The organism is Sinorhizobium glycinis, assembly GCF_001651865.1.
GTDB classification, from domain to species: domain Bacteria; phylum Pseudomonadota; class Alphaproteobacteria; order Rhizobiales; family Rhizobiaceae; genus Sinorhizobium; species Sinorhizobium glycinis.
The window spans coordinates 320,233-334,870 of the sequence record NZ_LPUX01000053.1 but is presented as its reverse complement, the minus strand read 5'-3'; the positions used below and the strand labels follow the sequence as shown (position 1 = coordinate 334,870).

The 14,638-nt window shown below is 62.4% G+C and carries 15 protein-coding genes; 10 read left to right on the top strand and 5 right to left on the bottom strand.

Annotation, left to right across the window (positions count from 1 at the left end; translation table 11 throughout):
• Window positions 1–125 precede the first annotated feature (125 nt).
• The 5 genes from AU381_RS06525 (at window position 126) to era (ending at window position 3,597) form a co-directional block, all read left to right on the top strand.
• Window positions 126–680, top strand: coding sequence for a DUF2062 domain-containing protein (locus AU381_RS06525; RefSeq protein WP_064240950.1), 555 nt, complete (start codon window positions 126–128; stop codon window positions 678–680).
• Window positions 677–1,096 carry a holo-ACP synthase gene (gene acpS / locus AU381_RS06520; RefSeq protein WP_064240949.1) on the top strand — a complete coding sequence of 140 codons (420 nt, stop codon included), beginning with the start codon at window positions 677–679 and terminating at the stop codon, window positions 1,094–1,096. Before AU381_RS06525 ends, acpS begins: the two co-directional genes overlap by 4 nt.
• A 103-nt stretch (window positions 1,097–1,199) precedes the next feature.
• The gene (gene lepB, locus AU381_RS06515; RefSeq protein WP_064240948.1) at window positions 1,200–1,943 is read left to right on the top strand and encodes a signal peptidase I; all 744 of its coding nucleotides are present in this window, start codon (window positions 1,200–1,202) and stop codon (window positions 1,941–1,943) included.
• Entirely contained in the window at window positions 1,943–2,659 is a 717-nt protein-coding gene (gene rnc, locus AU381_RS06510) for a ribonuclease III (RefSeq protein WP_156528575.1), read from the top strand. The genes lepB and rnc overlap by 1 nt, the downstream gene beginning before the upstream one ends.
• A gap of 8 nt (window positions 2,660–2,667) precedes the next feature.
• Window positions 2,668–3,597, top strand: coding sequence for a GTPase Era (gene era, locus AU381_RS06505; RefSeq protein WP_064240946.1), 930 nt, complete (start codon window positions 2,668–2,670; stop codon window positions 3,595–3,597).
• 35 nt (window positions 3,598–3,632) lie between these two features.
• Here era and AU381_RS06500 read toward each other — a convergent pair whose 3' ends face one another.
• Window positions 3,633–4,631: a glycerophosphodiester phosphodiesterase family protein gene (locus AU381_RS06500; RefSeq protein ID WP_064240945.1), complete on the bottom strand. Its 999-nt coding sequence runs from the start codon at window positions 4,629–4,631 to the stop codon at window positions 3,633–3,635.
• A 656-nt stretch (window positions 4,632–5,287) separates the two neighbouring features.
• Between AU381_RS06500 and AU381_RS06495 the strand changes: the two genes are divergently transcribed.
• The 3 genes from AU381_RS06495 to AU381_RS06485 all read left to right on the top strand — a co-directional run bounded on the left by AU381_RS06495 (window position 5,288) and on the right by AU381_RS06485 (window position 9,666).
• Window positions 5,288–6,544 (top strand): cyclopropane fatty acid synthase, encoded by a 1,257-nt coding sequence (locus AU381_RS06495; RefSeq protein ID WP_064240944.1) that lies wholly within the window; start codon window positions 5,288–5,290, stop codon window positions 6,542–6,544.
• A gap of 263 nt (window positions 6,545–6,807) precedes the next feature.
• Window positions 6,808–9,111 carry a Tex family protein gene (locus AU381_RS06490; RefSeq protein WP_082909677.1) on the top strand — a complete coding sequence of 768 codons (2,304 nt, stop codon included), beginning with the start codon at window positions 6,808–6,810 and terminating at the stop codon, window positions 9,109–9,111.
• A 240-nt stretch (window positions 9,112–9,351) separates the two neighbouring features.
• Complete coding sequence (locus AU381_RS06485) at window positions 9,352–9,666, top strand: hypothetical protein (RefSeq protein WP_064240943.1); 315 nt, start codon at window positions 9,352–9,354, stop codon at window positions 9,664–9,666.
• A 163-nt stretch (window positions 9,667–9,829) separates the two neighbouring features.
• Here the strand turns inward: AU381_RS06485 and rkpK are convergent, their stop codons facing one another.
• The 3 genes from rkpK to AU381_RS06470 all read right to left on the bottom strand — a co-directional run bounded on the left by rkpK (window position 9,830) and on the right by AU381_RS06470 (window position 12,704).
• Complete coding sequence (gene rkpK, locus AU381_RS06480; RefSeq protein ID WP_064240942.1) at window positions 9,830–11,143, bottom strand: UDP-glucose 6-dehydrogenase; 1,314 nt, start codon at window positions 11,141–11,143, stop codon at window positions 9,830–9,832.
• Window positions 11,144–11,274: 131 nt separating this feature from the next.
• Window positions 11,275–12,300, bottom strand: a complete 1,026-nt coding sequence (locus tag AU381_RS06475) for an NAD-dependent epimerase (protein ID WP_064240941.1) — start codon at window positions 12,298–12,300, stop codon at window positions 11,275–11,277.
• 71 nt (window positions 12,301–12,371) lie between these two features.
• Window positions 12,372–12,704, bottom strand: a complete 333-nt coding sequence (locus AU381_RS06470) for an ArsR/SmtB family transcription factor (protein WP_064240940.1) — start codon at window positions 12,702–12,704, stop codon at window positions 12,372–12,374.
• Window positions 12,705–12,755: 51 nt separating this feature from the next.
• Between AU381_RS06470 and AU381_RS06465 the strand changes: the two genes are divergently transcribed.
• Window positions 12,756–13,238, top strand: a complete 483-nt coding sequence (locus AU381_RS06465; protein ID WP_064240939.1) for an SRPBCC domain-containing protein — start codon at window positions 12,756–12,758, stop codon at window positions 13,236–13,238.
• 12 nt (window positions 13,239–13,250) lie between these two features.
• Window positions 13,251–13,613 (top strand): VOC family protein, encoded by a 363-nt coding sequence (locus AU381_RS06460; RefSeq protein WP_064240938.1) that lies wholly within the window; start codon window positions 13,251–13,253, stop codon window positions 13,611–13,613.
• Between the two features lie 108 nt (window positions 13,614–13,721).
• Here AU381_RS06460 and AU381_RS06455 read toward each other — a convergent pair whose 3' ends face one another.
• Window positions 13,722–14,468 carry a L,D-transpeptidase gene (locus AU381_RS06455; RefSeq protein WP_064240937.1) on the bottom strand — a complete coding sequence of 249 codons (747 nt, stop codon included), beginning with the start codon at window positions 14,466–14,468 and terminating at the stop codon, window positions 13,722–13,724.
• Between the last annotated feature and the right edge of the window lie 170 nt (window positions 14,469–14,638).

The window sequence follows — 14,638 nt, the reverse complement described above, 5'->3', positions numbered from 1 at the left end:
GCGTGTTTCGCCCGTCCGCGGCACAGCCTTGCGCCTGGCGGGTCCGGCGCCTATCTTGCGCCCGTCAAAAAGGCGGGCGGGCCGTCTTGCGCCGATGGGCGGTTTCACGATGCGACAACGTCAGAATGCTATTTAGGCGCAGAGAACCGGTCACGATTTCCGAAAGGCTTCGCGCCTTCGTCTGGCCGCGCAAAGGGCTGTCGCGCGGTCCGCGTTATATCGCCCTGCGCATTCTTCGCCTGAATTCCTCTCCTCATTCGATCGCCGTCGGCGTGGCCGCGGGCGCTGCTTCTGCCTGCACGCCGTTGTTCGGCTTGCACATCGTCCTTGCCATCATCCTCGCGTGGCTCTTCTCCGGGAATCTGGTGGCGGCCGTGATCACCACTGCACTCGCCAATCCAATCACCATTCCCGTTATCCTGGCGGCGTCCTACGAGATCGGCACCGCTCTCACCGGTCCGCAGGCCGGTCCGAGCGTCGGCTCGGCGGAGATCGCCCGGTTGGTCGAGCACATGCAGATCGGCGAGCTTTGGGGGCCGGTACTCAAGCCGACGCTCGTCGGCTCGCTGGCCCTTGCGCTGGCCGGCGCCTCGATCTTCTACCCGCTCGCTTTCCAGACCGCCCGGATCTTCCAGGTGCGTCGGCGGGAGCGTCTGCAAAAGGCCGGATACACGTCATGATCATCGGCATCGGCAGCGACCTCATAGACATTCGCCGCATCGAAAATTCGCTCGAACGTTTTGGCGAGCGCTTCGTCAATCGCTGTTTCACCGACATCGAGATCGCCAAGTCGGATGCGCGCAAGAACCGCGCGGCTTCCTACGCCAAGCGCTTCGCCGCCAAGGAGGCCTGTTCGAAGGCCCTGGGCACCGGGCTCGCCCAGGGCGTCTTCTGGAAGGACATGGGCGTCGTCAACATGCCGGGCGGAAAGCCGACGATGCAATTGACCGGCGGTGCGGCAGCTCGCCTTCAGGAGATGCTGCCCGTCGGACATCGCGCCGCCATTCATCTGACGATCACCGATGATTTCCCGCTTGCACAAGCTTTCGTGATTATCGAGGCGCTCCCGGTTGCCCCCGCCGAGGGAACGGTTTAGAGCACTGCCGGGATAGTGCCGGCTCCCGCCTTCGCTTGAAGCGAAGTAATCCGGTGAGCATATAGATGCGATTGCCCGGCAGGATGACAAGGAAGAACTGAGCGTGGAAGAAAAGACAGAAACGCACCAGAGCGCCCTCTGGGAGAATGTCAAGGTCATTATTCAGGCGCTGCTCCTGGCTTTGGTCATCCGCACCGTTTTCTTCCAGCCCTTCACGATCCCGTCCGGCTCGATGATGCCGACGCTCCTCGTCGGCGACTATATCTTCGTCAACAAGTTCGCCTACGGCTATTCGAAATACTCGCTGCCCTTTTCGCCGGACCTTTTCAGCGGCCGGATCTTTGCCAGCGAGCCGAAGCGCGGCGATATCGCCGTCTTCCGCTTTCCGCCCAACCCGGACATCGACTACATCAAGCGCGTCGTAGGCCTTCCCGGCGACCGCATTCAGGTCAGGAACGGCGTGCTGCATGTCAACGACAAGCCGGTCGATCGTATCCCTGATGGTACTTTCCGTGCAGACGACAAATACGACACCGGCGGCGACGTACCGGTCTATCGCGAGACGATGGACACGGGTGTCACCTATGACACCCTCGACCAGTTCCCGGACTCCAGTGGTGACAACACCCGCGAGTTCCTGGTGCCGGAAGGCCATTATTTCATGATGGGCGACAACAGGGACAATTCCTCCGACAGCCGCTTTGACGTCGGCTTCGTGCCGGCGGAAAACCTGGTCGGCCGCGCCAGCATGATCTTCTTCTCGCTCGGCAACGGCACATCCTTCCTGAAGGTCTGGAGTTGGCCGGCGAATCTGCGTTACGACCGGCTGTTCAAGGTTGTCGAATGATGAAGGGCCGCTCGCTGAGCGCGGAGGATCGGGCGAGGCTCGAAGCCGCGATCGGTTATCAGTTCGCCGAGAAGGAGCGCCTCGACCGCGCGCTGACGCATTCCAGCGCCCGCAATGCGCGGGCGAGCAACTATCAGCGCCTTGAATTCCTGGGCGACCGCGTGCTCGGGCTTTGCGTCGCCGAACTTCTGTTCCAGACCTTTCTCGATGCCAATGAGGGAGAACTGTCGGTTCGCTTGAATCAGCTTGTCAGTGCCGAAAGCTGCGCCAATGTTGCGGATGAACTGTCGCTGCACGAGTACATTCGCACCGGCTCCGACGTGAAGAAGATCACCGGCAAGCACATGATGAATGTGCGGGCCGATGTGGTAGAGTCGCTGATCGCCGCGATCTATCTCGATGGCGGCCTGGAGGCAGCGCGTCGCTTCGTGTTGCGGCACTGGGCCGGTCGCGCGGCGAGCGCCGACGGTGCGCGCCGTGACGCCAAGACGGAATTGCAGGAATGGGCGCATGCCAGGTTCGGCGCCGCGCCGAGATACAGGACGGATGATCGCTCCGGTCCGGACCACGATCCGCGCTTCACGGTGACCGTAGAGGTCGACGGGATCGCGCCGGAAACGGGGACCGATCGCTCGAAGCGCGGCGCCGAGCAGGTCGCCGCCATGCGATTGCTGGAACGCGAAGGTGTTTGGCAGAAACGGTCTGCCGGGAATTGACGGAAGCCATGACGGACAAGGAACAGGACACGGGCGCCGAAACCACGGCGACCCGCTCGGGCTTCGTGGCGCTGATCGGCGCGACGAATGCAGGCAAATCGACTTTGGTGAACCACCTGGTCGGCGCGAAGGTATCGATCGTCAGCCACAAGGTGCAGACGACGCGGGCGATCATTCGTGGCATTGCCATCCACGACAACACCCAGATCGTGTTCATGGACACGCCCGGCATCTTCAAGCCGCGCCGCCGGCTCGATCGCGCCATGGTGACTTCGGCCTGGGGCGGCGCAAAGGACGCCGATCTGATCGTGCTGCTGATCGACAGCGAGCGCGGCCTGAAGGGGGATGCCGAAGCGATCCTCGAAGCCCTGAAGGACGTTCCCCAACCGAAGATCCTTGTGCTCAACAAGATCGACCGGGTGCGCTCCGAGGACCTCTTGAAGCTTGCGGCGGCCGCCAACGAAGCCGTTTCCTTCGAGCGCACCTTCATGATCTCGGCGCTCAACGGCTCCGGCTGCAAGGACCTCATGGATTATCTCGCCACGGCGCTGCCGGAGGGGCCGTGGTACTATCCGGAGGACCAGATCTCCGACCTGCCGATGCGCCAGCTCGCAGCCGAAATCACCCGCGAGAAGCTGTTCCTGCGCCTGCATCAGGAGCTTCCCTACGCGTCTCACGTCGAGACGGAGAAATGGGAAGAGCGCAAGGACGGCTCGGTGCGCATCGAGCAGGTGATCTATGTCGAGCGCGACAGCCAGAAGAAGATCGCGCTGGGCAAGGGAGGGGAGGCGATCAAGGCGATATCGACCGCAGCCCGGAAGGAAATTTCCGAGATCCTGGAGCAGCCCGTGCATCTCTTCCTCTTCGTCAAGGTGCGCGAGAACTGGGGCGACGATCCGGAGCGCTTCCGCGAAATGGGCCTCGATTTTCCGAAGTAGCCGCTTTTACGTGGTCGGCGCCGGAGTGCCGTCCGCTATTTCTGGTCGTTCGAGGCAGCGAGTCTCTTGTTCAGCAGCGGCCCGATCGTCTCGGCCCGGTTGGTCCAGACGTAGCCGGAAAAATTCTCCGGAACGAGTGCGAGCTCATCGGCGCTGTCGATGCCGGAGGTGAACTCGCCGCCGCTATCGGGCCCAAGCAGGATGATCTCGCTTCCGGCGGCCTGCATCCGGGCGGCAAACCGATAGGGCCAGCCCCACAGGAAAGGCGCGTAATTGGCGGGCACGACGATCAACGTGTCGCGGCACGCATCCGGCACCATTCCGGTCCAGCCATAGGCGGCGTAGCGGCCGAGGCAGGCCATGGTGGAGCGCCTGTCGTAGCCCCTCAGCCCTGTTACGAGCCGCAGGGCCTCCTGGGTCGGCGTTCTGCCTCCGTATACCCCGAAGACCAGCTTGCGCCACTCCGGCCGAAATCGCAGCATGACCGCCAGGGTAGCGCCTTCCTCCCGCCGCTCGCTCTTGAAATTGATCAGGAAACGGCCGTGGGGCAGGGCTGCAAAGACCTCCGTCAGTGTCGGCATCTGGCCTTCTCCCTGGCCGCGGAAGGGAAAGGTCTTGCCACCATCGGCCGTGTAGCCGTAGCCGATGTCGAGCGTTTTCAGCTTGGCCATCGGCGTCTCCTCGGTGACACCCGCTCCATTGGTGCGGCAGTCGAGCGTCCAGTCGTGGAAGACGGCGAACTGGCGATCCGGTGTGAGATGCACGTCCAGTTCGATCACCTCGGCGCCGCTGTCGAGGGCCGCGCGCATGGACGCGATGGTGTTCTCGAGATAGCCATGACGGGGTGGTTCGATGCGCTGAGCCGTGCAGGTGTCGTTGCCCACTCCGTCCGGATTATAGACCTGATGGATGCCGCGATGGGCGACGACTTTAGCCGCACCGGCCGGCGGCGCTGCCAGGTAGGATGTGTTGAGGACCCAGACGACGCCGACGATGATGACCGCGACGACGGCGATGACGGCAAACTTCCTCATCGTAAGTCCTCCTCTCGTACCGCGCTTTGCTCTGTGGCGACGCCGAACGTGCGCTCCCACGCTCCCTGTCATGCGGACTGCGAACAAGCTGTCATCTTCGCGCGGTTGACCGGTAGTGGGCCCTATGGGAGGTAGGCTTCCGTGCCGCCCGATGCAATGCCGCCGGAGAACTTAGCTGCCGCAACTCGTCCAGGGTCAAGGATGATATCGCCGCAAGGGGGATGAACAACGGTTTCGACGACGCGGATATCCCTCTGTTTATGACCCTGGTCCGTTTCGACGTCGCGGGTGGGGTATACTGGCGGCTACGCTGCTCGGCCGACGCTCGATTTGCTTCAACATCTACTAAGGAAACAAATCCTTGAGGGGCCACAAAACAGCCCCATTGATTAACCGCCGAACACCGCTAAGTTAATGGAAGTTCTGATGGATAGGAGCCTGAAGAGGCTGGCCTGACGACATCCCGGTTGCAGCCCGTGCCTCATGCACGGCGCCGGCCCGCCGGAGACCGTGAGGCTTGCCCGAACCGGTTTCTCGCTGCTTCTGGACCCACCGTCGCTGTCGACTGGCGCGCACCTTTCCGGAAGCCGACCGAACCGTGCGCTCCATGCGGAAGAACCAACATGGTCCGTGTAGGTCTGGCGCTGAGGTTGGAAATGAATGCAGCATTGTTGAAGTTGCTTCGCCGTCTTGTCCAGAAGGGAACTTTGACGGTCATTTTTTCATCGGGAAAAAAAGTCGTCCTGGGTGACGGCACGGGAAAGCCCGCAGCCATCCGCATAGCGGACGCCGAGGCGGAAAGGGCGATACTGCACGACCCGGGCCTGAAATTCGGGGAGATGTACATGGACGGCCGTGTGGTGGTCGAAGAGGGAGATATTTTCGATGTCCTGTCCATCATCAAGAACAATGGTGTGCAAAAGGCGGCGACCTTCGCCAACTCCCTCGTCGGTCTTTGGCATGTACTGCGCCAGCAGATGAAAAGCCGGCTGCCGGTCAACCGCAACCGCTACAACGTTGCGCACCACTACGATCTGGACGGCAAGCTCTTCAACCTCTTCCTGGACGAGGACTGGCAATATTCCTGCGCCTATTTTCATCCGCCGGGCATTTCGCTCGACGAGGCGCAACGCGCCAAGAAACGCCATATCGCGGCGAAGCTGCTGCTCGAGCCCGGTCAGCAGGTGCTGGAAGTCGGTTCAGGCTGGGGAGGCCTGGCGATGTACCTTGCCGAGGCGACGGGAGTCGAAGTCACCGGCATCACATTGAGCGAAGAGCAACTGAAGGTCTCGCGGGAACGCGCCGCCAGGCGCGGACTTTCCGATCGCGTGCGGTTCGAGTTGCAGGATTACCGCACCATGCAGGGACGGCAGTTCGACCGCGTCGTCTCCGTCGGCATGTTCGAACATGTAGGCATCGGCAACTACGGCAATTTCTTCCGCAAGATGAAGGAATTGATGAGACCCGACGGCGTCATGCTGCTTCATTCGATCGGCCAGGTCTACAAGCCCTGGGCAACCAACCCGTGGATCGAAAAATACATCTTCCCGGGCGGCTACATCCCCGCGCTTTCCGAGGTCTTGCCGCCGGTCGAGAGCACGCGCCTGCTCGTCAAGGATATCGAGATCCTGCCGATGCACTATGCCTGGACGCTCAGGGCCTGGCGCGAGCGCTTCGTCGCACGCCGAGATGAAGCGGTGAAGCTCTATGACGAGCGCTTCTTCCGGATGTGGGAGTTCTATCTCGCCGCTTCCGAGACCGCCTTCCTCTATGACAGGCACTTCATCTTCCAGCTGCAGCTTTCGCCATCACTGGAGACGGTGCCGGTCTCGCGCGATTACATCGAAGCGAAGGAGCGCGAATTGCTGGAATTCGAGAAGACGCGCTCGCGGCTGGAATTGGTGGCGGTCTAGCGCTGCCCCGCTTACAGGCAGGCGAAATAGCCCCTCATCCTAGCCCTCTCCCCGCAAGCGGGGCGAGGGGACGGAGAGCGCGCAGCTTGCCCCTTCGCCCCGCTTGCGGGGAGAAGGTGCCGGCAGGCGGATGAGGGGCATGCCAGTCTTTAAGTCATCTCCTATCTTCTGTGGAGTGCGACTGACCCAATCGCGGCCCTCACTTGGCCTTCATCGTCTGCGCCACTATGGTCCGGCCTGAAACAGCAGACGGAACGAGAGAGATGACCGCAAAGCCCATCGCCGCCATCATTGCAAGCGAGATCAAGGCAACTGCCGCGCAGGTCGGCGCCGCCGTCGAGCTTCTCGACGCCGGCGCGACGGTGCCTTTCATCGCCCGCTACCGCAAGGAGGTTACCGGTGGTCTCGACGACACGCAATTGCGCACCCTCTCGGAGCGGCTCGCCTATCTGCGCGAACTCGAAGCGCGCCGGGCGTCCATCCTCGAATCGATCCGCGGCCAAGGTAAGCTCACAGACGAGCTGGAAGGCAAGATCGCTGTCGCCGTTACCAAGGCCGAACTCGAGGATATCTACCTGCCTTACAAGCCGAAGCGGCGGACCAAGGCGGAGATTGCCCGGGAGCGGGGGCTCGGGCCCCTCGCCGAGGCGATCCTCGCCGATCGCTCGATTGTGCCCGCCGATCGGGCGGCGGCCTTCCTCTCCGCCGAGGTCCCGGACGCAAAGGCGGCACTCGACGGCGCCCGCGACATCATTGCCGAAGCCATGACCGAAAACGCCGACCTCCTCGGGCGCCTGCGCAATCATATGCGGGAGGCGGCGTTCCTGAGAGCCAAGGTCGTCGACGGCAAGCAGGAGACAGGCGCGAAGTTCTCGGACTATTTCGATCACTCGGAGCGCTGGGCGACGGCGCCTGGTCACCGCGCCCTGGCGATGCTGCGCGGCTGGAACGAAGAAATCCTGTCGGTCGACATCGTCGTCGACCAGGACGCGGCATCTCAACAAAAACCCGTCGAGCGCATGATTGCCGCCGCGTACGACGTCGGCGCGCACCTGCCCGGCGACAAATGGCTGCTGGACGTCATCGGCTGGACCTGGCGGGTCAAGCTTTCACTGTCGCTCTCGCTCGATCTGATGCGCGAGTTGCGCGAGCGGGCCGAGGAGGAAGCGATCCGCGTCTTCGCACGCAACCTCAAGGACCTGTTGCTTGCTGCGCCCGCCGGCTCACGTCCGACCATGGGTCTCGATCCCGGCATCCGGACCGGCGTCAAGGTCGCGGTCGTCGACGGCACCGGCAAACTGCTCGACACGACGACGGTTTACCCGTTCCCTCCGAAGAACGACATTCGGGGCACCCAGGCGGAGCTCGCGGCGCTCGTCCGCAAACACAAGGTCGAGCTGATCGCCATCGGCAACGGCACCGGCAGCCGCGAAACCGAGAAGCTCGTCGCCGATATGCTCGCGCAGATGGCGGCGCCGAAGCCGACCAAGGTAATCGTCTCCGAGGCGGGCGCTTCCGTCTATTCCGCTTCGGAAACGGCGGCGGCGGAATTTCCGAATCTGGACGTCTCGCTGCGCGGTGCCGTGTCCATCGCCCGAAGACTGCAGGACCCGCTTGCCGAACTGGTCAAGATCGAACCGAAATCGATTGGCGTCGGCCAGTACCAGCACGACGTCGACCAGACGCATCTCAGCCGTTCCCTGGATGCGGTCGTCGAGGATGCGGTGAATGCCGTCGGGGTCGATCTCAACACCGCATCGGCACCCTTGCTGGCACGTGTTTCGGGCCTGGGAAAATCATCGGCGGAAGCGATCGTCGCGCATCGCGATGCGATGGGCGCCTTCGCAAACCGGCAGCAACTCCTCAAGGTGCCGCGCCTCGGTGCCCGCACCTTCGAGCAATGCGCCGGTTTCCTGCGGATTTCCAACGGTTCCGAGCCGCTTGACGCCTCGGCCGTTCATCCGGAGGCCTATGGCGTGGCCAAGAAGATCGTCGCCGCCTGCGGCCGCGACGTGCGCTCCCTGATGGGAGACAGTGCGGCTTTGAAGGCGCTCGATCCGCGCACTTTCGTCGACGAACGTTTCGGCCTGCCGACTGTCAAGGACATTCTTTCCGAACTGGAGAAGCCGGGCCGCGATCCGCGCCCGAGCTTCAAGACGGCGACCTTCGCCGAGGGGGTCGACGACATCAAGGACCTGAAGGTCGGGATGCAGCTCGAAGGGACGGTGACCAATGTCGCGGCCTTCGGAGCCTTCGTCGATATCGGCGTGCATCAGGACGGGCTCGTGCATGTTTCCCAGCTCGCCGATCGTTTCGTCAAGGATCCGCATGAGGTCGTGAAGGCCGGCGACGTGGTGCGGGTCCGCGTCACCGAGATCGATGTGGCGCGCAAGCGCATCGGGTTGAGCATGCGCAAGGATGACGGTGCCGATGGTGGCGGGCGCGAGGCAAGGGGACCGTCGCCGAACGGTGGCAATCGTAATGCAGCCGTCAGATCAGCAGGCAAGCAGGCGCCGGCTCAGGGCGCATTTGGTGCGGCGCTGATGGAAGCAATGAAGAAAAAATGAGCGGGGCATGGAACGGCCCCGCGCCACGGATCGTTACGTGCTCATCGGCGAGTGGCGCGACGGGTGCAGGCAATGATCTATTTATTAGCTAATTGAAATATAACCTGCCCTCCGTCATACTGATTTCGTGGCGATGTTGGTTCGTCGCGGGCAGTGTCGCCACGGAAATGCCGGTCTACGGCGGAACAGGTCAGCGGAAAATCCTCTTCCGCCGGGGCTCCCGGCGAAAGGAGGTGCGTCATGGTACGCAATGTGATCCGCGGCCTTCCGTGCGCCGTCGTCTTGGCGGCGGCGGTAAGCGTATATCCCCAAACAGCAGGCGCGCAAGGTGTCGTGAATTGCGCCGAGCGCTCGCAGGTGATCGAGTTTCTCACTCGACAATACGCCGAGAAGCAAGCCGCGGTTGGAATGATCAATCAGCAGGCGGTCATGGAACTCTACGCCGCCGATAGCGGCAGCTGGACCTTGATCATAACCGACGTCTCGGGCCGAAGCTGCGTGATTCTCGCCGGCAAGAGCTGGGAGACGATTATTCCCGTAGGCCCCAAAGCCTAAGCAGCCGGATCGCTTTTCCGGCGGTGCGTCTTGTTCACTCCATGCGCGATGGCGCGCTCGCCAGCGCGCGAAATCCCGAGCCCATTGACCATCGTTTCAGCTCCAGATCTCAAAAGCGGGAGCGGGACGAGCATGTCCTGCTCCCGCCAGTCTTTTTCGCCGGTCAGTCCGGTCGGCCGACGCTGGCATAGGTGAAGCCGTGCCGGGCGATCTCCTCCTTGCGGTAGATGTTGCGCAGATCGACGAGCAACGGTGTGCTCATGGTGCGTTTCAGCCGCGTGAAGTCCAGTGCCCGGAACTCGTTCCACTCGGTGACGATCACCAGTGCATCCGCTTCCGCCGCCGCATCATAGGGATCGGTCGCACAGTCGAGGCCGTCGATGACCTTGCGCGCGTTCTCCATGCCCTCCGGGTCGTAGCCCGTCACTCTGGCGCCCGCATCCTGCAGCGTCTGGACGATGGCGATCGCCGGGCTGTCGCGCATGTCGTCGGTGTTCGGCTTGAAGGTGAGGCCGAGCACGGCGACCTTGCGGCCGCGCACATCGCCGCCGACCGCGGTAATCACCTTGCGGCCCATAGCCCGCTTGCGGTTGTCGTTGATCGCGACGGTAGTCTCGACCAGCCGTACCGGACTGTCGTGATCCTGCGCGGTCTTGACCAGTGCCAAGGTGTCCTTGGGGAAGCACGAGCCGCCGTAGCCCGGGCCGGCATGCAGGAACTTGGCGCCGATACGCCCGTCGAGGCCGATACCGCGGGCGACATCCTGGACATTGGCGCCGACCTTTTCGCAAAGATCGGCCATCTCGTTGATGAAGGTAATCTTCATCGCCAGGAAGGCGTTGCCCGCATATTTGATCAGTTCGGAGGTGCGACGGGAAGTGAAGACGAGGGGGGCCTGGTTCAGATACAGGGGGCGATAGACTTCGGTCATCACGTCGCGGGCCCGCTGATCGTTGTCCGCAAGGCCGATGACGATGCGGTCCGGCCGCTTGAAATCATCGATCGCCGCGCCCTCGCGCAGGAACTCCGGGTTGGAGACGACGGCAAAGTCCGCATCAGGATTGGTTTCGCGGATGATGCGTTCGACCTCGTCGCCGGTGCCGACCGGCACGGTCGATTTGGTGACGACGACGGTAAAGCCATTGAGATTCGCCGCGATCTCGCGCGCGGCGGCATGGACATAGGAGAGGTCCGCGTGGCCGTCGCCGCGCCGCGACGGCGTTCCGACGGCGATGAAGATGACTTCGCTGTCGGCAACGGCCGAAGCGAGATCAGTGGTGAAGTGCAGGCGTCCTGCAGCGACGTTGCTGGCCACAAGATGGTCGAGACCCGGCTCGAAAATCGGGATCTCACCCTTCTTGAGGGCCGCGATCTTGCCTTCGTCCTTGTCGAGGCAGACGACATCGTGGCCGAAATCCGCGAAACAAACACCGGACACGAGGCCGACATAGCCGGCGCCAATCATCGTAATCTTCATCCGCTCTTCCTTTGTTGTTGGGTCCTTGTTGAGCCTTGGGAGCTACTCATCCATTGATAGGCAAATAGGACCGTTTTTCGACCTGCAAATGACAGGGGAGTTTTCCGGCGCGACAAATCGCCCGGTTGTCCTCAGGCGGTGGTTCCTGCAGGGCGATAATATTGTTGATACCATTCGACGAAGCGGGCGATGCCCTCCTCGATGGGCATGGTCGGCTTGAAGCCGGTCAGCGCTTCGAGCAGGTCCGGGGACGCGTAGGTGCGCGGCACGTCGCCCATCTGCATCGGCAGCATATTGCGCACAGCTTGGCGACCGACGGCCCTCTCGACGGTTTCGACGAAAGTCATCAGCTCCACCGGCTGGCCGCCTCCGACATTGACGACGCGGAACGGCGCGTGGCGGGAAAGCGTGTCCTGCGCCAGGTCCAGGTCGACGCGATTGGCTTCTGAGGGTGCGACGTGGGAAAGCCGCAGGATGCCCTCGACCAGATCGTCGATATAGGTGAAGTCGCGGCTCATCCGGCCCTCGCCATAAATATCGATCGGCCGGCCGTTGAGGATGGCATCGACGAATTTGAAGAGCGCCATGTCTGGCCTTCCCCAGGGGCCATAGACGGTGAAGAAGCGAAAGGCGGTGGTCGGCACCTTGTAGAGATGGGCGTAGCTGTGGGCCATCAGCTCCATCGATTTCTTCGTCGCCGCATAGAGCGTCATCGGCTCGTCGGCCCGGTCCGCCTCGGCAAAGGGTATCTTCTCGTTGGCGCCGTAAATCGACGAGGTCGATGCCAGCATCAGATGCTTCGGGCCGATCGCCCTGGCAAGCTCGAGGATGTTCCATGAACCGACAAGGTTCGCGTCCACATAGGCCTTCGGGTTTTCAAGGCTGTAACGAACGCCCGCCTGCGCGGCGAGGTGGATGATGACCTCCGGCTCTGCAAGCTCTGCGGCGCGGTCGAGGGCATCGCGGTCCTCGAGCATCGCGGTTACCGCTTTGAAGCCGTTGGAACGCTCAAGGATCGCGTGGCGGCGTTCCTTGAGCGTCACGTCGTAATAGGGCGTCATGCCGTCGAAGCCGACCACGAAATGCCCATCGTCTATCAGCCGCTTGGCGATGTGAAAGCCGATGAAACCTGCGGTGCCGGTGATGAGGTAACGCACGGAAATTATCCCAGTTTTCTTGAACTTGATCGTTCATACGAAGAAAGCCGGGCAATGGAAAGACGAAACAGTCACTCCGGCTCGCCGTCGAGTTGCTGTTGCAAGGCGGTGAGCACGGACATCGCGTGGCCCGAATACCGGCTGATCCAGCGGTCGTGAATGGCCTGGATGGGCAAGGCATTCAGGTGGTTCCATCGCTCCCGGCCGTCGCGCCTGACCAGAACGAGATTTGCCTCTTCCAACACCTTCAAGTGCTGCATCACGGTACAGCGGTCGAGATCGGAAAATCGCTCGCACAACATGCCTGTCGTCCGGGGCGCCTCCTTCAGCGCATCGAGAATCTGCCGGCGCAGGCCGTTGGCGAGCGCCTTGAAAACCGCATCGTCCTTCGAATCATTTGACATGTTATATTTTTATAACATATTATGCGCCGACACAATCGAGAGGAGGTCGTCATGGCTTTCGAATTTCGTGTGAACGGGCGAATTGCCCGTCCCGTCGAGCAGGTCTTCGACGCGGTGGTCAATCCCGATAAGCTCGGCCGCTATTTCGTGACGCTCGGCGGCATAAGCGGGCCATTGCTCGCCGGCGCCACCGTGACCTGGTGGGGCGAAGTGCCGGTCGAAGTGGAAGTCGTCGAGCCCAATGAGCGGATCGTCTTCCGCTGGGATGCGATGGTTGCGAAGGAAGAAGCCCCGTACCAGACGCGAGTCGAAATGCGATTCCAGCCGCTCGAGGACGGCGCCACAATGGTGACCATTGCCGAAAGCGGCTGGCGCGAGAACGAGCAGGGGCAGAAGAGCTCCTATCTCAACTGCGAGGGCTGGTCCCAGATGCTCGCCTGCATGAAGGCCTGGGTCGAATACGGCATCAACCTCAGGGAAGGCTATTATGTCAGCGAGCTCTCCGGCAAGCCGGCGCTCGAGCCGCAGACATAGGAGGAGCGCGCGATGGCAGTGGAGATAAGGGGCGGCATCAACATCGCCATGAAGGTACCGAGCCATGAGTACGAGGCCGTGGTCGCCTTCTACCGCGACGTCGTCGGCCTGCCGCCATTCGACGAGAAGCAGCCGGCCAAGGGCTTCATCCTCGGTCCGAACCGTCTTTGGATCGATGAAATGCCGCATTTGAGCCAGGCGGAGGTATGGCTGGAGCTGTTCACGGACGACCACGAACGGGCATTGACCCATCTTGCGGCGAACGGGGCGGTGCGCTGCGATGCTGTGGAGGAGCTGGGCGAGGGCTTTCGCGGCGGCTGGGTAATGAATCCCGCCAATATCGTGCATCTCGTGCGCACGCCGGACGCTTGGTGATACGCTAATGCATGCCGCCCAAAAGTGTGTAGCGGTTTTGGGATAACGACATGCATCAAAACAAAGACCTACAGCGCGTCGCGTGAGCCCGTTTGAACGCGACGCGCTTTAGAACGAAAGCAGCGGGTTGTCTGCCGCTGCTTCGACCGGCGCGTCAATCGGAGGCTCGATCGGCGGCATCGGCGCACTCATCGGCTCTTCCGCCTGGATAACCACTACCCGGGTCCCCTCCGGCACTCGGTTGTATAGATCGATGACGTCTGGATTGAACATGCGGATGCAGCCGCTCGAGACGGCACTGCCGATCGACCACGCCTCGGTCGTGCCGTGGATGCGGAACAATGTGTCGCGGTTGCCCTGGTATAGATAGAGCGCGCGCGGCCCAAGCGGATTGGTGGGACCCGGATCCATGCCGCCGGCGAGAGGCCCGTAACGTTCCGGCTCGCGGGCGACCATGTCCGATGTCGGTATCCAGCGGGGCCATTGCGCTTTGCGGCCGATCCGCGCCTCGCCGGCAAATTCCAGCCCTGCCTTGCCGACACCGATGCCGTAGCGCAATGCCATGCCGCCGCCCTGCACGAGATAGAGGTGTCTGTTCGGCGTGTCGATGACGATCGTGCCAGGCGGCTCGTGGGTGACGTAGGGCACCTGCTGGCGGAGATAGCGCGGATCGACCTTGCTGATGTCCGTCGCAGGCAGCGGGAATGCCTCGTCCGGCTGCGGTCCGTACATCGTTGTGAAATAGGGATCCGGTCCTCTCGGCCGGGGCGGCTGGGCGGCACTCGTCGCGCAACCCGCCAGTGCGGCTAGAACAAGGAGGAGCGTGAGAAGCTGGGCGAGGCGGAACACACACATACTCCAGACAAACCTGATGATGCCAATTTCGAGATCGGCAGCCAGCGTCGACTCGCGAGTGAAGCATGGCCGCGATTCGGCAGGTAATGACAGAATTGTAGTGCGGCGAACATGTCGCGAAAAGGGGACACTTCATTGGGCCCGCTCCGCTGCCGTGCCCCGTTGCACGC